The organism is Streptomyces liliifuscus (genome assembly GCF_016598615.1).
GTDB classification, from domain to species: domain Bacteria; phylum Actinomycetota; class Actinomycetes; order Streptomycetales; family Streptomycetaceae; genus Streptomyces; species Streptomyces liliifuscus.
Genome location: NZ_CP066831.1, coordinates 11,009,059 through 11,027,222 on the forward strand (window position 1 = coordinate 11,009,059; position 18,164 = coordinate 11,027,222).

General features: G+C 67.0%; 15 protein-coding genes and 1 pseudogene. 7 read left to right on the forward strand and 9 right to left on the reverse strand.

Annotated elements, in window-relative coordinates:
* Positions 1-64: 64 nt before the first annotated feature.
* Positions 65-2,444, reverse strand: a pseudogene (locus JEQ17_RS47975) (Helicase associated domain protein).
* A 263-nt stretch (positions 2,445-2,707) separates the two neighbouring features.
* Between JEQ17_RS47975 and tap the strand changes: the two are divergent.
* Both tap and tpg read left to right on the forward strand, forming a co-directional pair.
* Positions 2,708-4,834: a telomere-associated protein Tap gene (gene tap, locus JEQ17_RS47980; RefSeq protein WP_200401206.1), complete on the forward strand. Its 2,127-nt coding sequence runs from the start codon at positions 2,708-2,710 to the stop codon at positions 4,832-4,834.
* 3 nt (positions 4,835-4,837) lie between these two features.
* Complete coding sequence (gene tpg, locus JEQ17_RS47985; RefSeq protein WP_200393222.1) at positions 4,838-5,398, forward strand: telomere-protecting terminal protein Tpg; 561 nt, start codon at positions 4,838-4,840, stop codon at positions 5,396-5,398.
* Between the two features lie 122 nt (positions 5,399-5,520).
* Here the strand turns inward: tpg and JEQ17_RS47990 are convergent, their stop codons facing one another.
* Complete coding sequence (locus JEQ17_RS47990; protein WP_200401207.1) at positions 5,521-5,760, reverse strand: hypothetical protein; 240 nt, start codon at positions 5,758-5,760, stop codon at positions 5,521-5,523.
* A gap of 580 nt (positions 5,761-6,340) precedes the next feature.
* Here JEQ17_RS47990 and JEQ17_RS47995 point away from each other — a divergent pair.
* A complete protein-coding gene (locus JEQ17_RS47995; RefSeq protein WP_200393220.1) occupies positions 6,341-8,665 on the forward strand; it encodes an NACHT domain-containing protein in 2,325 nt (774 codons plus the stop codon).
* Positions 8,666-8,922: 257 nt separating this feature from the next.
* Here the strand turns inward: JEQ17_RS47995 and JEQ17_RS48000 are convergent, their stop codons facing one another.
* Positions 8,923-9,663: a hypothetical protein gene (locus JEQ17_RS48000; protein ID WP_200393219.1), complete on the reverse strand. Its 741-nt coding sequence runs from the start codon at positions 9,661-9,663 to the stop codon at positions 8,923-8,925.
* Between the two features lie 316 nt (positions 9,664-9,979).
* Here JEQ17_RS48000 and JEQ17_RS48005 point away from each other — a divergent pair, with 316 nt between their 5' ends.
* Together JEQ17_RS48005 and JEQ17_RS48010 are read left to right on the forward strand one after the other, a co-directional pair.
* A complete protein-coding gene (locus tag JEQ17_RS48005) occupies positions 9,980-10,189 on the forward strand; it encodes a hypothetical protein (RefSeq protein WP_234048667.1) in 210 nt (69 codons plus the stop codon).
* Entirely contained in the window at positions 10,186-10,449 is a 264-nt protein-coding gene (locus JEQ17_RS48010) for a hypothetical protein (protein WP_200393218.1), read from the forward strand. Before JEQ17_RS48005 ends, JEQ17_RS48010 begins: the two co-directional genes overlap by 4 nt.
* A 151-nt stretch (positions 10,450-10,600) precedes the next feature.
* Here JEQ17_RS48010 and JEQ17_RS48015 read toward each other — a convergent pair whose 3' ends face one another.
* The 3 genes from JEQ17_RS48015 to JEQ17_RS48025 form a co-directional block, all read right to left on the reverse strand.
* Positions 10,601-10,894: a hypothetical protein gene (locus JEQ17_RS48015; protein WP_200393217.1), complete on the reverse strand. Its 294-nt coding sequence runs from the start codon at positions 10,892-10,894 to the stop codon at positions 10,601-10,603.
* Between the two features lie 151 nt (positions 10,895-11,045).
* Entirely contained in the window at positions 11,046-11,543 is a 498-nt protein-coding gene (locus tag JEQ17_RS48020; protein WP_234047951.1) for a hypothetical protein, read from the reverse strand.
* Between the two features lie 88 nt (positions 11,544-11,631).
* On the reverse strand, positions 11,632-12,153 hold the full coding sequence (locus JEQ17_RS48025; protein WP_200393216.1) for a hypothetical protein: 522 nt from the start codon (positions 12,151-12,153) through the stop codon (positions 11,632-11,634).
* Positions 12,154-12,312: 159 nt separating this feature from the next.
* On the opposite strand from JEQ17_RS48025, the gene JEQ17_RS48030 reads away from it, so the two are divergent.
* Entirely contained in the window at positions 12,313-12,876 is a 564-nt protein-coding gene (locus JEQ17_RS48030; protein ID WP_200393215.1) for a GntR family transcriptional regulator, read from the forward strand.
* A 269-nt stretch (positions 12,877-13,145) separates the two neighbouring features.
* Here JEQ17_RS48030 and JEQ17_RS48035 read toward each other — a convergent pair whose 3' ends face one another.
* On the reverse strand, positions 13,146-13,751 hold the full coding sequence (locus JEQ17_RS48035) for a hypothetical protein (RefSeq protein ID WP_200393214.1): 606 nt from the start codon (positions 13,749-13,751) through the stop codon (positions 13,146-13,148).
* A gap of 585 nt (positions 13,752-14,336) precedes the next feature.
* On the opposite strand from JEQ17_RS48035, the gene JEQ17_RS48040 reads away from it, so the two are divergent.
* Positions 14,337-14,522, forward strand: coding sequence for a hypothetical protein (locus JEQ17_RS48040; protein WP_200393213.1), 186 nt, complete (start codon positions 14,337-14,339; stop codon positions 14,520-14,522).
* 1,608 nt (positions 14,523-16,130) lie between these two features.
* Here the strand turns inward: JEQ17_RS48040 and JEQ17_RS48045 are convergent.
* Both JEQ17_RS48045 and JEQ17_RS48050 read right to left on the reverse strand, forming a co-directional pair.
* Complete coding sequence (locus tag JEQ17_RS48045; protein ID WP_200393212.1) at positions 16,131-16,382, reverse strand: hypothetical protein; 252 nt, start codon at positions 16,380-16,382, stop codon at positions 16,131-16,133.
* 237 nt (positions 16,383-16,619) lie between these two features.
* Positions 16,620-17,297: a hypothetical protein gene (locus JEQ17_RS48050; protein ID WP_200401208.1), complete on the reverse strand. Its 678-nt coding sequence runs from the start codon at positions 17,295-17,297 to the stop codon at positions 16,620-16,622.
* Positions 17,298-18,164: the final 867 nt, after the last annotated feature.

The following is an 18,164-nucleotide window of genomic DNA, read 5'->3' on the forward strand; positions in this document are numbered from 1 at the left end:
CACCTCGGATTTCCATCTCCGGGCATCCTTCCAAAAAGGGGTGGAAACTGCGGGGCTTTTGCGGCTACGCCCAGTCAAGCCCCAAGGCTGCGAGCGCCTGGCGCTTGTCGGCGGTGAGCTTGGCGCGGCGGCCTTTCTGGTTCATGATCCACACTCCGAGTTTGACCTCGGTCCCGTCGTCCAGTTGTTCTACGTGGCCCCTGGAGACCGTCACAGAGCCGGTGCGGGCCTTGTACTGCGCGAGGGCCGCCACGCCCCGCTCGAACGCGCCAGAAGCCGCCCTGGGGGCCTTCACCGGTGTTTCCTTCTCCGGCGGCAGGGGCACGACGCCGATGGCCTCCAGGCGCTCGCGCTGCCCGTCCATCAGCCCCTCCCAGACCTCACGCTGGCGCTGCTTGGCAGCAAACCGTCCGACGTCCATCCCGTGCACGGTGACGCCGGGCAGGACGTCGGCCTGGCCGCCTTCATCGCGGACCAGCTCCCGCAGGGCGGCGTAGTGCCGCTGCCAGTCAGTCGGCCACGCCGGGCTCCAGTCCGGATCGATCTCCTGCAACGCGGCTTCCCACTCGGGGTGTTCGGCCAGCGCGCCCGGCCGGCGGAGATTGGACAGCCACTGCCCCACCTTCCGGTCCAGCGCCGTGGCTGAGCGGGGCGCGCTGAGTGTCCAGTGCTGGTTGTAGTACGCCTTCGCGGCCTCCAGGTTCACCTGGAACCGCTCATCCGTGAGGCTCCAGACCATGCCCAGCTTCTCCAGCCGCCGCGCGCGCAGGCCGGTCATCTGCCCCGCCCCGAAAGCCCGTCGCTGTTCTGCCACCCACTGCCCAAGGGGTACGCGCCCTCCTTGTGCCCGTACGGAACCCTGGCGTGAAGCTCACGCTCGGTGAACGTCTTGAGCGCCGACCAGCCGCGCGCCCAGTCCTGCTTCTCCGTGTCGATCACGTTGAAGGACACCCAGTCCGCGACCATCACCGGGTCACGCGGAGCGGCAAAACGGAGCAGCAGACGGGATTCTTCCTCGCCCTCCTCGGGCGGCGGACCGATGTACTCGGACGGCTGCGCCACGTCCTTCTGCGGCTCCTGCGGAATCGCCAGCAACTCCACGGCCTCTTCATCGTGAGCCCGCAGACCTTCCAATACCTTCACCAAAGGCCGATACGAACCCGAGGTGAACATGTCCTCCGGTTTTTCTCCCGGCTGGAGAAATACCGGCACGATCAAAGAGGCGAGCTTCCCTTGTCCCGGCTTTTGACGCAGTGCCCGGCCGATGGCCTGGACGATGTCGTGCGGCGCGCCCTTGGGGTCAGGAGGGCGACGCTGTCCACGGCCCTGATGTCGACGCCCTCACCCAGGACACGGCAGTTGCTCAGCACGGCCCGCTGTGCAGTGGACCCGAAGCTGCTCAGCACTCCCCGCCGGCGCTCCGGGACATGCTCCCCGCACAGCCAGTCCGCCCAGATCCGAGCGGGGTACTTCTCGGGCTGGTCGGCGTGCAGCTTCGCCGCCACACGCTCCAACCCCTCCGCATGAGCCTGTGCCTCTATCGTCCGGTGGTGGAAGGTGATGCACGTCGACAGATTGTGCTGAGCCATCGTGTGCAGCAGCGCGGCCTGCAAGGCTCCGAGCCGCTGCCCCCGCACCTTCTCACTGCGCCGCTCCTCACCCATCAGCCGCTCGGGCGTGACGACCGGGTCCTGGAGCTCCAGCACGATGATCTGGTACCGCGCCAGCAGACCGCGCGACACGGCAGATGCGAGTGACAGTTTGTACAGGACGGGCCCGAACACCTTCTCGTCATCCATGGAAGCCGCCATCTCCCGCGGCAGCGCGTCCGCCCCCTCGGCAACCTCCCGGTTCTGCCGCTCCTCCCAGATCCGCGGCGTGGCCGTCAGGTACAGCCGGCGGTAGGCGGGGATGACGGTCTGGTCGTGGATGTCCGCCCACGCCTTACCCATCGCCCCCGACGTCCGGTGCGCCTCATCAACCACCGCGAGGTCCACCGGGGCCAGCTGCTGGCCGTAGGCGCCCTCGAACGCCTCCGCCAGGACACCCAACGACGCGTAGGTGGCGTAGATGGTCACCGGCCCCTGCCCGTGCCACAGCGCCAACTGCACCGGGTTCGTCGTGGAGCGCACCCGCAGGTTCCACAGGTCCGGGTCGTCCTGAAGCGAGCACACGGCAACTGCCGGCCCTTTGTGCCCGGCCTCGTGCCACGCCCTCACCGTCTGTGCCAGGAGATCCAGCGTCGGCACCAGCACGAGAACGCGCCCCGCGCGCACAAGCCGCTTGGCGGAAGCCGCCGCGATAATCGTCTTCCCCGTGCCGCACGCGGCGTGCACCTGCCCGCGCAGACCGTTCGGGGGGATGCCGGTCGGCGGTACGTCCAGACCGCGCACGATCGCGGCCACCGCCTCGACCTGGTGGCTGCGCAGCTTGGTCCCGTTCAAGAACTGCCCCTCTCCTGCGCGTTGGACCGCCGGAGGCTGTCGAGCCGCTCCTGGCAAGTGCCCTTGCTGCCCCGTAGGTTGCGGGCGACCTGGCGTGCCGTCATCCCCACTCCTTGCCAAGAGCGCCATCCTGGGGCCGGATGAACCGGATCATCTATCTGGCGATGCCAAGCCAGCACTCTACCTCATTTTAGTCCAGGTTAACTGGAAGGCTAAATGTTGGGTTAAAGACCTGCTAGCCTCGGTGGTGGAGGTAATCACGTATGGCATCCGAGGAAGAGCTGTTCGCGTCGGTCGATGCGCTGCTGGAAGAAGAGCCACAGCTGCCGTCTCCGGCCGAGCGTGCCCGGCTGCGGGAGGCCGCCGGCATCACGCAGGCCCGTCTCGCGCAGGCTTTGAAGTCGACGACACAGTCGGTGAAGAACTGGGAGAACGGCCGCTCGGAGCCGAAGCCGCCGCGTCTGGAGGCCTACCAGAGGCTGCTGAACGGCTGGGCTGCCCGTTTCCCCGCGCACGGCACGCCGCCCGTCACCACGCCCACTGCGCTCCCAGCGCCGAAGCCGGCCGCGGAGACGGTGTCCGGCCCGGCGGCCGCGCCGGACGCCACAACTGCCGAGCCGGTGGAAGAGCCCGCGGTCCAGGCCGTCCCGGAGCGGCCGGCCGCGCGCCCGGCAGTGTCGTCACGCCGCCCCGCCCGCACGCCCGCGGCGCCGAACACTCGCACTGATCCGCGTTTTGCGCACGGTCCGCTCGCGGTCTTGGACGGCGACGGCACCGCCTACGGTGTCGACGGCGTCATGCTCGACTGCCCCGCGACCACGGTTGTGGAGTTGGTGGAGTGGACGCTGCGCGAGTCCGGCATCGGCGCCGCGAAGCTGAACCGGTACGGCAAGGACTCCGATCCGCTCATCGTGCTCACCGCGGCGGCCGCGGTGAAGCTCGGGCTCCCCGAGCGCCTGGAGGGCCACGAGCAGCGCCGCTCGCTGCGCCTGCCCGCCGACCACCCGGTCGTCAAGCAGGTCCTTCGCGCGAAGTGGCAGCTCACCCAGCGCGGCTTCGGCCCGTGGGCAAGGGTCTACCGCAAGGCCCAGGGACGCGAACGGCAGTGCGTACAGCTCGCGGTCCTGTCCTGGGACGCCCTCGACGAGCGCTCCTGGCCCGGCGTCACGGACATGGAGCCGGCCGACATCGCCCGCGTCCTGGGCATCTACGCGACCCGGGTCATCACCCCCCGCGGCAGCACAGCCGTCTCCGGGCTGGAGCTGATGACGGCGCTGCGCCCGCCCACCCGGGCGGTGCAGGAGAAGGAGACCGGGAACTGGGTGCCCGGCCACAACCCCGGCAGCCTGGGGACGCAGCCGATGGACCCGGCGCCGCCGGAGGCCACCTTGGAGCACCCCGTGGTCGTGAACTCCGGCTGGACGGGCGGCTTCCTCGATGAGGAGGCCTACCAGTGGGTCCGCGACGTCGGTCTGCTGACCGATGAGGAGTGCACACTGCCCTTCGCGGTCGGCCTGGACCTCAACACCGCGTTCCTCGCCGCAGCCGCCCGCCTCACCGTGGGACTGTCCGCCCCCGACCACTTCCACACCCCGGCGTTCAACCCGAAGATCCCCGGCTCCTGGCTGGTCGACCTGTCCCACATCGAGGTGGACCCGCGCCTGCCCAGCCCCTTCACACCGGCCGGCGTACGCCCCGAAGGACCGGCCTGGTATCAGACGCACACCGTCGCCTACGCCCAGGAGCTCGGCTACAACGTCCACCCGATCGAGGCGTACCTGCGCCGCGAGACGGGCGCGTACCTGGACCCGTGGCACGACCGGCTCAAGACCGCCTATGTGGACACGCTCGCCGACCTCGGCGTCACCCGGGACCTGGACGACCGGCAGTTCCTCGCGGCGATGGAACAGCACAAGAACACCGACCCGGCGATGGCCGCCGTGCTGGCCGCGGTCAAGGCGACCGTGAAGGGCGGGGTGGGCAAGCTGCGGGAGCGCCCGCAGGGCAAGTCCTACCAACAGGGCGAGCGGTGGCCGGCCCTGGAACGCCCGACCTGGCGCCCCGACATCCGCGCCGCGGTCATCTCCAAGGCGCGCGTGAACATGCACCGCAAGCTCACCAACATGGCCAGGATGACCGGCCTGTTCCCGCTGGCCGTGCTCTCCGACTGCGTCGTCTACCCCTCGCCCGGGGAGAGCCCGCTGGACTTCCTGCCCTACGCCGCGTCCGGCAAGCCGCAGCCCGGTGGTTTCCGCCTCGGGCCCACCCCGGGCCTGGCGAAGCTGGAGGGCGTCCAGACGATGCTGTGGGCGGTCGACCTGATGGAGCAGGGCCTCAACCCGGCCCGCCACATCAAGGGCGGCGACGCCGTCCTGGACGAAGGCGAGTAGACGATGGCCGGAGAGATCGACGACGCGATCGAGCGCGCCGACCGCGAGAGCTTCACCCGCGAGCCGCCCAAGACACTCAAGGGCAAGATCGGCTACCTGCTCAAGCAACTGGGCAGCGCGAAAGCCGTCGCACAGGCGATCGGCGTCACCGCCGACTCCGTCAACCGCTACCGGCGCGGCGCCCGCAAACACGCCCGCACCGACGTCGCCGCGAAGATCGACGACGCGGTACGGGCCCGCTGGCAGCCACAGGTACGCAAACGCCGCCAGCGCCAAGCCGCCGCCACCGGCGGGATCACCGTGGAGACCAGAGCCCGCTTCGGCTACACCGCGCCCATCGGCACCACCGACGACGGCCGCTTCCGCCGCCTCACCGTGCACCTCCCCCCGGCCTACGCACAGCGCCTCTTCGACGCCCGCGACCAAGGAGCCAGCGACCAGCAGATGCGTGGGATCATCGCCGAAGGATTCAAGGAAATCTATTTCCAGGACGGCGGCAGCCGCGCCACGGGACTCTCCGACGTCGAAATCAACGACATCGACTACCTGGATCTTGATTTCTAATCCGTAGCCGTTCATGGCGGGCCGTGCCTGTATTGTGACTGAGCGCGCTAGTTGGCCAGTGAGCGTTTCAGTTGACCACTTTGGCGCTCAGTCCCGAGCACGGCCTGTACCCTGCGTCGGAATCATGAGTTCGTCAGGCGATCGATGAGCCATCGCGCTTGAGCTACATCGCCGCCGCCCACGGTCAGGCTGGCTCTGGCAGCGGTGTAGAAGCGGTCCCGGCCTTCGTCAGCGCGCCGCACGGCAGCCACCCAGTCGAAGTCATCACTGGCGATGCCGCGCGCCGCCCGTTCCAGCTGCAGCACCGCCCAGCGCCACTCGCGTGCGGCGGCCACCGTGTCGGCGTCACCCAGCAGAAGCACCCTCTCCCACGCTTTGGTCCGCTGGGCGTCCGCTTGGGCGATCAGCTCAAGGCCCGTGTTCCGATCAATCGGATGCGCCCGCGACGAGGGTCGTGACGCCGCCGTGATGCGATGCGCGAGTAAGTGGACCTCCTTGAGCGCGCGACCGAACTCGGAGTAGGCGTCAATCGACGCTCATCCCACCGCACCGAGAGGGCACGTTCCCACTGCGCTCTGTCATTAAGACGTGCCGTGAGCAGCGTCCCGAGAACGCCGACGATGACACCCATGAGTGCAGGCAGCTGGTTCAGCAAGGCAGTCACCCTCAGAGCATGCCCGTAACGGTGTCCTGCCAAGTGGCGCGCTCAGAGTGGCCAACTGGAGGATTCTGACCGCGCTTCCGTGAGAACTACGGCCAGTGCTCGATCGAGTCGTACCACGTCGAGCCGACCCGTAACGGTGTGGAGGCCACAACCGCTCTGTCACCCTTTTGGGTTGATTGCGAACCAGCCCCCAGAGTCCGCTCTGTCCGTCGGGCACGATGCGGTGCATGCGACGGGGGGCTTCGTGGTTCCAGCGGGTGCTATGTGTAGTCGGCCTGGTGTCGACGTGCTGCGGTCTGGTCGGCTTGTGGTGGACCGCAGACAAACTGGTCGGCCCTCTCGATGAGTTCACCGACGCGCTCGGCGTCGGCTTCGGTGCGCTGGGAGTGATCGTCGGCGCGGCCGCGCTCGCGGTCTCCTGGCTCGGTTACCGGGCCGACCGGCGTGAGCACGTGGGCGGGCTGCCGATCGGTGACCTCGCCGACGCGCTGGCCCTGCCAGTACGTGGTCAGTGGGAGGCCGAGGCCCAGTTGCGGCGCCTGAACGACCCCTACCCGCTGCCCGTCTCCTGGCAGCCCGCCGATGAGAACCTGGTGGAGCCCTGGCCCCTGCTCCTCCAGGTGGCCAGCCGTCACGCCCCTCAGAACCAGTGGGCCGCACGCCCTGAAGATCTTGTGGGCACCGACACCGAGATCACCGACATTCTCACCCGTCGCGCTCCCGGACGCCGCCTGCTCGTCCTGGGCGAACCCGGCGCCGGTAAGACAATGCTGCTCGTTGTCCTCCTGCTCGGCCTGCTCGATCGACGCAGCCCGGGGGACGCTGTTCCAGTCATCTTCCCGCTCGCCTCATGGAACCCCAAACAGAGCCTGGAAGCCTGGATGGCGAACCGGCTCACGACTGACTACCCCGCGCTGAGCCAACACCACACCGGGTACAGCGGGCAGAACACGGCCCGGGCTCTGCTGGACAACCGCCTGATCCTCCCGATCCTAGACGGACTGGACGAACTCGCACCCTCCAGTCGTAGTGCCGCTCTCGTCGCCATCAACGCCGCCCTCCCTCCGGGCCGTCCCATGGTCCTCTCGTCCCGGAGCACCGAGTACGGCCAGGCGCTACGACCCGGCACAGGTGTCCCTCAGCGCCTCAACGGCGCCGCGGGAATCGTCCTTGAACCACTCTCGCTGGACACCGTTGCTTCTTATCTACGCCGGGACGCCGGTGGCGAAGGCACCCTGGCCGCCGACCGCTGGAATCCCGTCCTTGACCGAATGACCCAGGGCTCACCCCTTGCAACGGTCCTGACCACGCCCTTGGCCCTGTTCCTGGCCCGAACGATCTACAACCCACGCCCTGACGAAGCCGGTCCCCACCTGCCCAACCCCGCCGAACTCTGCAACACGGAACGCATCCTCACCGAAAGCGCCCTGCGCACCCATTTGCTGAATGCCTTCATCCCCGCCGCCTACCGCCCGCATTCCCTTCATCCCTGCCATTGGACGCCAGCCCGAGCGGAACACGTCCTGCGCAAGGTCGCGAATCACCTGGAGCGCAGACGGCACGGGACGGTGGATATTGTTTGGTGGGAACTGCGGTATGCGCTGCCTGCGCCCGTCCTCACAGCGGTCATCGGAGCCATGGTTGGCCTGCTCACGCTCGTACTCTCGGCTGCGGGCCATGCCGTCGTCAGGTTCCACAGCGGGGGATATTACTTCTTCAATGGCTGCGGGTTGCTCTGCGACAGTTGGGAAGGCAGTTGGCTAAGCGGCTTCGGAACCTTTCCGAACTTCGTCGCCAACGTGTTGTCGATTCCTCCTACGGACCACGTCTATCCTCCGTGGGACTGGTGGCAACTGTTCCTCGACTGGCCAACCGGCATCACGAGCGCCTTCATCTACGTCACACTCGGCTGTCTCATCGGCAGCGTCGCCAACCTGAGAAGCCGCGTCGTTCCTGCCCGACGCCTCCACTGGTCCTTCAACTCGCGTGCTCTCGCTCTGAGTCTGTCCTGCTCACTTGCTACCGGGGGCCTTGCGGGATTGGGCTACGGTCCTCTGGCCGGGCTCTCTTGGGCCACCATCACCTTCGCCATCTGTGCCATCACCACTGGGGTGACGGCCCTGCCTGCCGAGGTCCAAACCGCTGCATCGCCGATGACTCTGCTGCGCGAAGACCAGCGCAGTTTCGTACAGTTCTTACTTGTCCCTGTCCTTGCGGGCGGATTTCTCCTCGGGCCCGGAATTGCGCTCGGTTACACGGCGGCCGACGCACTTCTGGACCTGAACGACCACATCATGTCTGCTGGCAGCGGGATCGGATTCTGGGCCGGATGCATCCTCGGCCTGGCCCTCGCGCTGAATCGCACCGCCAACGGCCGCTTCCTCCTGATCCGCCTCTACCTGATCCTCCATTGGAAGCTGCCGTGGAATGTGATGGCGTTTTTCGACGACGCCCACCGGCACCGCGGCGTGCTACGACAGGTCGGTTCGGCCTACCAGTTCCGGCATCTCGACCTCCAGCGGCACCTCGTAGCCTTGGACGTTGCGACGCCAGCCAGTCCGGCTGTGCGTGCACCGTCGACCGCCAGCGATCCGCCTTCATGAGCGAGACAGTCCGGCCAGGCCCCTTGTTCCGTGGCGGCTGCGACCAGTGCAGGGTCAGCCTGTACCGCATTGAGCCGACCCATCACGGAGGCGCGGTCACAGCCAACTGGAGCGACCAGTCACAGTATGAGGATGGTGCTGATCCCGTTTGCCGTTCGGTTGGGTGTCGATGGTCGCCATTCCGAACGGCAACGGCAGCGCGGGGCCTTCAGTCGGCTGCAGGGGGTCTGCACGAGTGGCCTCTTAATGCGTTTTCGTCAGCCGTTGTGCCCCTGGGGTCGGTAGTACGGCCTTTCAAGGTTTCTAAGGGGGAACCGGACCCGATCCGGATCCAGAAAGTCTATGAGCTCGGCGAGTTGAAATTCCAGTGCTTTGAGCCGGCTAGTTCCTCTCTCGGGGTGGTCAGCTAAATCAACGATCGATTGCCTCAGCAGAGTGAACCACTCTTGGAATTGTTGGTCACTCTCCAAGAGAGCAGTGAACTGTGCAAACCCGAGGCATCGAGATGCCCGGCCTTCAGTAGCCGCGTCCGGCACGATCATTAGTTCACCGATGGCCCGCTGATACCCGTAGAGAACCCGCAGTGGTGGATCAAGGTCACGCGCGAACAACACCTGGCGGATGAGGCTCAGGTGCTCTACCAGGCGCTGGTTGCGTTGCCGATTGCCAAGATCTATGAAGCTCACCGACCTGCGAAGGATCTCTACCCACCCGAGATACTCAGCCACAACAAACATCGTGTGTCGCAGGGCGTATGCGGCTCGATCCCCGTCCGCTTCCATAAATCGACCGAGGAACCCGTCTTCCATGATGGAAACTAAGCGGCTGCGTAGGTCATGTACGGACCATAGCAATGGATCGCGGTAGCCGGCCATCACGTCCTGGGTACGGTCACGCCGCGTCCGAGAGTTGAGCCAGTAATTCAAAGGAACGGCTAAGAATGCGACTAATAATGCAGTCATCCCAGAAACAACGGCAACACTGATCGACGACTCCACGCTTCTCCCTGGCGTGCCCGATAACACCCCGCAGCGTCGTCCTTGGTATGCCCGTATGGCAGATCGCCACACTCGGTCTCCGGCAGTAGCTCGGCCTCACAGCGGTGCTGCCACAGCAGCGGAGCGCCCGGCGCCAGCTCGGAAAGTAGAACAGCCATGGCCGCTCCCGGCGCCCCGCACCGCGCGTACGGTGGCGGTACGACCCGCGGGGAGGACCAGCCGATGAGCGTGCAGCCCGACCACGCACCCGTCACGCCGTACGCGCCCGCCCCGGGCGCTCCTGCCGAGCTGCTCGCGCAGCTGCGCGCCGACCGGCGTGCGGACCGGTGGGTGCCTGCCTTCGAGCAGGAGTGGGCGGCCGCGCTGGAGAGTCCGCCGCACGTTCTCCCTCGCCCGCCTGTACGAGGTCGTCCAGGTCTGGCAGGCCCGCGTCGCTTCCGCGCTGGCGGTCGACGTGTTCCTCGCCTCCGGCCGTGACGAGACCGGCTTCGTGGACCTGGAAGAGCTCCGGGGCAGGCGCCGGTGAGCGGTCAGCCGCCGTATGCGGTCCGGTTGTCGCCGCAGGCCGCGAAGGTGCTCGCCGAACTGCCCGAACACGCCGAAGAGATGCTGTGGGACGTCCTGGACGCCGCCGCAGCCGACCCGTGGGGATTCCCTCAGTGGGACGCCGGCGACCCCGAGGGCGAGGACGTCCGCATCGCGTCCGTCGGCCAGCTCTCCGTCATCTACTTCACAAACCGGCCGCTGCGCCACCTGTCCGTCCTGGACATCGTCTGGTTCGGATAGGCACACGTGACAACGCCCCGCCCCTGGCACTGCAGCCGCCGGGACAGGGCGTTTCGCACAGGCAAGCCCGCACTGCTCGGCTCATGCCCGGAGAGTTCCGCCATGGCAACGGTCGGTCCGAGCGATCGGCCAGGCACCTGCTCCGGGCGCTTCACTCCGGAGGCATCGCCCCGGGCAGCTGTCCGGCGAAGTCCAGCCACTGCTCGATGGTCCACACGACGACGCTGGAACGGTCGGTGGACATCCGCATCCACACCTCTTCGCCGCCGGGCATGAGCGCCACTTCCACGTGCGGCTCCTCCCACGTCCCCAGCGGGTACATCCACTCGATGCCGTCGGGCCACTTGCGCATCGCCACCGTGCGCACGCTCAGCGCCGCAGCCATGGCATCGAGGGCCGCCCGCGGTATCCGCACCTCCACCGGCTCACGATCGAACCCGGTCACCAGACCCCCTTTCCGCAGCGTGACGCACCGGCTCGCTGGCGCCTGACAGCCTGCCGGACGCAGGACCAGGACGACGTCGTCGAAGCGGTACGGGTGCTGCCTGTGCGGCTGCGTCCCCGCCCGGGCGGCAACGCGTATCCGCCTGAAGTGATCACCAGTTGCCGTGGGGGCGTTCGGCGCCGAGCGCGACTTCGCGGAGGCATTCGCGGCAGTCCGGCAAGCCGCTCGCAGGCCGGCCCTCTTCCTCCGACCAGCTGAAGCCGCACAGCGCCTTGGGCCAGCGCCTGTCGTCATCGGCGGCGGCGTGGGAGCCGTAGCCCGGAACGTTCCACGTGACCGGCGTCCCGCCGTCGTAGGGGGCACCGTCCGGCCAGTCGTACACGGGATCGGTGGTGGTGCAGCGCATCCGGAGGTCAGGGCCCTCCCACTTGACGCCCTGCCGGGCCTGAGCGGCCGCGTCGACGGCGTCCGCCAGCCGCTCGAACGACAGGTCGTAGTCCCTCATGTGGTCCCAGCTGCCCGGCTCCTGCTTGCGGACCACCGAACGGAACATCAGCAGCAGCCGCGCCAGGTCGTGCTGCCCGACCCGGACCGTGTCGGTCTGCGGGTCGTAGCCGTACGGGTCCTCGGGGCCAGTCTTCTTGGGCATCACACTTCTCCTACAAGCTGTCGTGGACGTCGGGCCCCACGGCCGCCCGGGCGAGCTCGACCGTGGCAAGACGCTCTGCCGGGTCCCGTCAACCGGCGTCGCTGGCCATGGAGCTGAAGGTCTCCCGCATGAGCTGGTCGGTGGCGCCGGGCTGTTCGACCAGGCTGTCGAAAAGGTCGGCCAGCAGCCAGAGCACGAAGTTGTGCACCAGGGCTTCCTTCGGCCGGATCGGCCCGAACTGGTTGCGCCAGGCCACGGTGTCCATGCCCATGGCCGCGGCCATGAGAACGCCGGTGACCATCGGTACCTGGGCAGGGTCGGCCAGTTCGAAGCCGGGCAGCTTGCGGATCACGGCCGGGATCAGATCACTGAGCGGATCGAGACGGTCCTCCTCCGCGCCGTCCTGCTGGCCGATGATGTGCGCGGTCAGCACACCCACCAGGAAGACCGTGCCCCAGGACACTTCCTCCCGGCCGTAGGTGTCCGTCGCGGCCTGGACACGCTGCTGCGCCTGCCGACGTTCCTCTTCTGACGTGCGCTTCTCTAAGATCCGGTACGAGTCCCATGCCCCGCGGACTGCCTCGTCAACGACTACTCCGTCACTGGTCATGCGCTGACCGTAGTGAGTCGGCGGATCGCGGCGGCAGTACTCGCAGGAACCGCTGGCTCGGATTCGGTCACGCAATTCGCTGCAACTTCGTGGCGCCCGCGTCGCGCGGCCCATCAGGCTGGATCCCGCATCGGAGCGCCGGGGACAAGGAGCGGTGACATGGCGGTTGCGGACAGCGTGGTGGCGAGCGACGAAGACGTGGAGTCGGTACGCCGGTGGGTGCGGCTCTCGTGCACCGAGCCGGGCACACATCTGCCCGCGCTGGCCACGATCGCGACGCAGCTCCAGCTGACGACGGCCGTGGTCCGCTCCGCCCTGGAACGCCTTGCCACCGAGGGGCTGGTGACCCTGCACGAGGGCTACCGCCACTACAGCGTCGGCACGATGTCCCCGACCGAGCGCGCGTACCGGCTCATCCGCACCGTGATCCACCGCAGCTTCCTGCCCGGCGAGCGGTTCATGACCCGCTTCGAGATCGGGCAGAGCTTCGACATTGGCACCAAGGAGGCCGCGGCCGCGGTGCGCCGGCTGGTCGCCGAAGGGCTGCTGGTGGGGCCGCGCGGGCAGTACGTCAACGAGTACGGCCCCGAACAGCAGCGCCGGCGCGTCAAGCAGCTGCGCGAGCGGGCCAGCGACCTGCGCCGCGAGGCCCTCGAACTGATGAGGGCCGCCCGGGAGGTCGAGCAACAGATGGAAGCCGAGGACGTCTTCAAGGTCGCGTAGCTGTCGGCGGCCCGAAAACTGCCACGCGCATCGCCGAAGCTGTGATGACGTCTTCGGCTACGAGCTCCATTTCCGCACCAACTCGCGTGTCTGGTACGACGCGGAGCACTGCCCGGCACGGGTGACCCGACCCGAGGGTCCGGGGATCACGGGGTTGGCGGCCGCCAACTTACGGCGCTGGGGTGATCTGCATGTTGGTCCTGCCGAGCTGCTCGCGCAGCTGAGCACCGACCGGCGCGCGGACTGGCGGGTGCCAAGCTCTTCGCCTATTACCAAGACGGCGCCAGAAGTGAAACGGGTGGGAAGCGGTTCGTAGTCCTTGTGAAAGGCTGGATGGCATCCAGGTCCGTCAGTGCGTCCGGGTTCTCCTGGGCGTTCGGATCAAAGATGGAAACATTTACCGTGACCGAATATGAGACCCGGTGGATGAACGAGTTTCGCGCTGCGATCCTCACCTTGAGGACCAAGACGTGACGCCCGGCTGGCTCGTTGGGACGCAGCGGTACGATCTTGGCGCCCATCTCGTCAACAGCCGCTATCGTGTTCGGCGCCCCCAAGAAGTTCCGCGGAGTGCTGAAGGACGCCAAAGATGCCGTCACTGTTGCTGCGACGCGCATGTTGGGATGCGTTCCGAACGCTTGTACCAGGCCGTCGGAATAGGGGATGAACGAGAACACGTCTTCCGTGGTAAGCGTGTCCGAGGATTGACGGGGGAAATCGAAGATCAACATCCCGCTATAGAAAGTAAGGACCTTGATATTCTGTGATACCGGCTCATGTCCTGCTCCAAGTGGCGACAGCCTATTCGGCCCCATATAGGGGGCGACTACATCATGCGGGGAACCTACGGCAGTTACTGGGAGATTGATAGCCATGGTCTGCTCCAAGTCGGAGTGATCCCCATTGGACGGTGCGTCAAATCGCAACCCCGCAAGGGGAAAAGCGGGCAATCGGACAACCGGATGCTGGCTGCCGGCTTGCCCCCCCAATGGTCCTATCGGCTCCTACCAGTATGTGCGTCCATAGGCGAGTCCGCCAATCGCACGCGAAACACCGACCGGGGCGCGGCCGCGCTCGACTACGGACTGTCCCGTACCCCATTCCGACGAGGATCGAAGACACCCGGCCGCGGAACAGCGCCGCAGTGATGTCCATGGCGAGCACCACCGTGTCGAAGACCCCGAGCCGGAAGCCGTGGTTCTGTTGACGGATTCCGACACCACTGGCAGCTGACCGGCTACCTGCTGCTCGATGCCGCCGACCGGTACTGGATCGACACCGTCGGCCTCTACCTCACCCGCTCCGGGATCCTCATCTCCTGGCCCGTCGACGACTACCTCGCCCGCTGGGCTCCTGCCGCTGCGAACTCACCGAGCTGCGCGGGTGTTCGCCGAACTGCTCACCGGATGCCGGGGCCAGGCCGACGCCCCGGTACTTCGGTACGGAGGAGGAGACCGAGCGTGTCCGGCAGCTGCTGCGCCGCCGGGCCCGGCGGCTGCCTGGTGTGCATCCAGCCCCTGCCCGAATCCACCCGCCGGCTCCGCAAGTTCTGCACTGCCTGGTGCGGCCGCGCCCAGGTCCTCCGGCGCCACGGACTGCTGTCCGCACCGCACAACAGCGCCAGGCCCGTCCCGGCGATGCCGTAATGGTGAAGACCGCAGCCCGATCCCGCACTTAGAGGGCTGCAGCGTTTTGACGGTGGTGTTTGGTGAAATTGTCCGCGGAACGTACGGAACTGCGGCAGACTGTGGTCCGACATAGGGTCGTCGTCGCTCGGCAGCTCCCGAACGGGTCCGCCAATTCCAGAGGTTGAGCGCCCACCGACGGACACCCTGCACTGGTTGCCCGCGGGTAGGCCCGGTGCTTGCGTTTCGACCCGCCACGTGACGTATCTGACCTGACAGAAGCCCCACTCAACTCTGGGGGCAGCTATCGGGCCCGCACGGTGGCTGCCCCCTCAAGGGTCGGATATGAACAAGTTGCTGCTGCGCTGCTTCTTGAGCACCGCATCAAACACGGCTGTCGCCCTCTCCAGCAGCTCGGAGGGCGCGGTATGAGTGGGCCTCATGATCTTCGCGTGACGGTGTTGCTTCTCGCCGGCATGATGGCGGCTTACGTCACCTACCAACATCCTGCAGCGGGGCCGCCTGTGGCGACTGGAGGTGTGGTCGTGACCGTTCTCTATCTCCTGATGAACGGCGACCGAAGTTGAGCATCCCAACTCGCCGGAATCTTCGTCACCTTCAGTCCGGCCGCGCGGCTTCTGACAGCGACGACGACCAGCAGCCCCAGCCCTGACGGCGGGGATCACGGGCCGGCGGCTGCAAGCCCCTGCTCTTAGAACACTGTCCGCAAGCCCCTGATGGCCTCCTGCACCGCCGCCTCGCCCTGGACCTCCAGGCACGCGTCCATCAACTTCTGCGCGGCACAGCGAAACGTCCCGTCCCCAGCGTTGCAGCTGTAGGGGACGGGACGTTTCGCTGCTAGCCGTGCCTGACCATGGAGGTCAGCGACGGATATGGACGATCGCGCCGCCGGCGAAGACGGCTCCGCCGAACAACGCCACAGCAGTGATCTGCTCCGTGTGCCCGAGTGCGGCCAGGAGGCAGATGGCGACCATGGCCAAGAGTGCAGTGATGGCAGGTGCTACCCGGCCCACCTGGGCGAGACGGGATGTCATTTCCCTTGCTGTACCGTTCCGAGGTGTCGCTTCAGGATTCATCTCTCGTGATTTCGCTCATGCGGATGTGATCTCAACGCGACACCGGGGAGTCCTCGGTCGTGCCCTCTGCCAGCGAAGCTCGGGCATGGCCTTCGGGGCTCCCCTTTTTTCGCGCTGGGGCCACGATGGTCGGGCGGGAAGGTACGTGCCCTGGCTGAGACCCCCCCCCGCGAAGAGATCAACGACGCTGAACTGCACCAGCAGTTGACGCCTAACGCTCCGCTGCGCATCCTGCACCCCCCTGTGGAGGGAAAGCCAATCCGGCACCCGTGGGAGTCACACGATCTTGCGTGTCCCGGGCGCCGAACTCGGATGCGCGCCGCTGGAAACGAGCTCGCCGTACGGCTGGCTGACACGGTGTGCCGCCTGGACCTCGACAACCGAGACTTCCGACCGACCGCGGCCAGCTCCGAGCTGCGCGGCGCGTTCGCCGAACTGCTTCCCGGGGCCAGGCCGACGCCCGGTACATCGTCGCCCGTCCCCGGCCTTGCAGATGCCGGGGACGTTTCACGTGGTGACCGGGGCTTCGGGCCTACTCGCCCGGCGCGTGTCCGACGGTTGCTGCTGGCGATGGGGCGGGTGACTCTGCCGGACTACCGTCTCCGAGGCCGAAAAGGAAACTCAGGATCACGACACTCGCAGCAGCACAGGTAACGGCAACTCCCAGGTCACCCTTGGTGGCCATGCCCGTATGCGCGTTCTGGCTGCGGTAGAACGCGATGCAGCCGACGACGATGCTGACCACAACGACGAAACCGTTGAGCGGCTGAATATGGAAAGTCACTGCGGGCCCTTGCCTCGATGAAGCCCTGGTTGGGGGGCCTCGACTGTCGGGGAGGGGCCTCGGAGGACCGTCGCATCGTGTTCGCTGACCGGTGTCGGCGTCTCGCCGTTTCACCAGTCACGACGCTCTGTGTACAGGAAGATACACAAGGAGTCACATCCGAGACCTTTTTTTTAAGGCCCGCGCTACTGCGGCGCAGAGGTGACTCGCTGCATCAGATGCTAACCCACAGCTACATCACGTGGTGCCATCATTGGAGTCTTCGCTCCCCGCTGTGCATACGTCCGCGTCTGCCGCCTTGGTCGGTACCGACGAGCACCAGGCCGTGCGCGCACTCCAGCAGTAGCCCCTGGCCCAGGCGATGGGTTCGACGGACGATTCCGCAGCCCCCGCCTCCCTATGCCGGCCGCGCCCGTTAGCTGCGGTCCTCGTACAGCTCGACGAGCTGCAGGTACTCCGCCGCTGGTACTCCCAGCCGGAGCGCGCGCGTACCGGCGGCAGGTAGTAGCAGGTGTCACAGCAGGTCTTGACCCACGGCATGCCACCCCAGTCCATACCGACCCAGACGACGCGCTTGCGGCCAGGGGACGGGCAGGTCTGGCACGTGGACGACGCTTCCCGGGTGGCTCGGTTGATCACCGCCCACACCTCGCGGCCCTGGTCGAGGGGACAGCTCTTCCAGCACAGATCGCCGAACTTCTCTTCCCAGTACGGCTGGGGGTGACCGGGCCAGACCTCGTCCAGCTCGCGCTCCGCCCGCCGGATGATGGGTGCCCAGCCCGCGCCATCGGCGCTGAACATGGTGTGCACGACAGTGGGCCTGGTCTCAGTCCGGAGAGCGGCCGTGTACTTCTCGCCGGTGGCGGCTTGTCGCTGACGGGCCCTCTGCGCGGCGGTCGTTCGCTTCCTGGGCATTGGATGCTCGCTCCTGGCGGTCTCCCACGCTCCCGCCGGATCGAGGTGCTGCCGGGGGGAAGCGGGCCCCGGAGGACCTTGGCCGGTCGATCACCTGACGGCGTGGGCGCTGGTGTCGGCGGGAGGCGTACGCATCTTGCCAAGCGGGATCGTACCGCGATGCCAGCCAGTGTTGGCGGGCGTGTCGTCGTACCCGCCGATGTTGGCCGTTCGACGCCCTGAGCGAACTGGACCCGCCCCGCACCGACTTCCTCCTGCCGCACGCGACCTGGACGGCTCCCACGATGGTGGAATCAGCCTCGATCTGGTAGCCACGCAATTTCACGGACATACCCCGCGCTCTCCTTTTCGCGGAATGTGGCGCGTAATCAGAAAATGCTCCCCGGAGCGGCGGGAGTGGCCCGGGGGTGTGGCGTCAGATCCCAGACTCTACACAGCCATGCTTAATGATGCATCACCCTTGCACCAACCTCCGCTCTCCAGGGTGACACATGGCCGATGCTCGCCGCGAAGCGCGCAGGTCGCGGTAGTATGCTGGCGAGGCTCTGGCGAACAAGTCGGGGCGAGTTGGGGCATCGGGGAGGGGTTCGGGTGGAGCGCAGCGGAGCCCGTTCACTACAGTGGGGCCGGCGCCTGTCGTGCCGACGGTCCGTCACTTCCGTTGCTGGTGTGGTGGCTGGGATTCCCAAGCCCTACACAAGGCCCGCGCGTGATGCACCTCCTCTTGCCGCCAGCTTCAGGAATCCCGCTTGCGGGATTCCTTCAATTCGCGCTTGCGCGAATTTCTCTGCTTTCAGAATTCCGCTTGCGGAATTCAATTCCACGCTTGCGCGGGAATTCACGCCGCGCTTGCGCGGCGTTCACTCT

Coding starts and splice junctions, on each gene's coding strand:
- tpg (WP_200393222.1), top strand. CDS start 4,838: ATGGCCGGAGAGATCGACGACGCGATCGAGCGCGCCGACCGCGAGAGC.
- JEQ17_RS48050 (WP_200401208.1), bottom strand. CDS start 17,297: ATGCCCAGGAAGCGAACGACCGCCGCGCAGAGGGCCCGTCAGCGACAA.
- JEQ17_RS48035 (WP_200393214.1), bottom strand. CDS start 13,751: ATGGCTATCAATCTCCCAGTAACTGCCGTAGGTTCCCCGCATGATGTA.
- JEQ17_RS48030 (WP_200393215.1), top strand. CDS start 12,313: ATGGCGGTTGCGGACAGCGTGGTGGCGAGCGACGAAGACGTGGAGTCG.
- tap (WP_200401206.1), top strand. CDS start 2,708: ATGGCATCCGAGGAAGAGCTGTTCGCGTCGGTCGATGCGCTGCTGGAA.
- JEQ17_RS48020 (WP_234047951.1), bottom strand. CDS start 11,543: ATGCCCAAGAAGACTGGCCCCGAGGACCCGTACGGCTACGACCCGCAG.
- JEQ17_RS48025 (WP_200393216.1), bottom strand. CDS start 12,153: ATGACCAGTGACGGAGTAGTCGTTGACGAGGCAGTCCGCGGGGCATGG.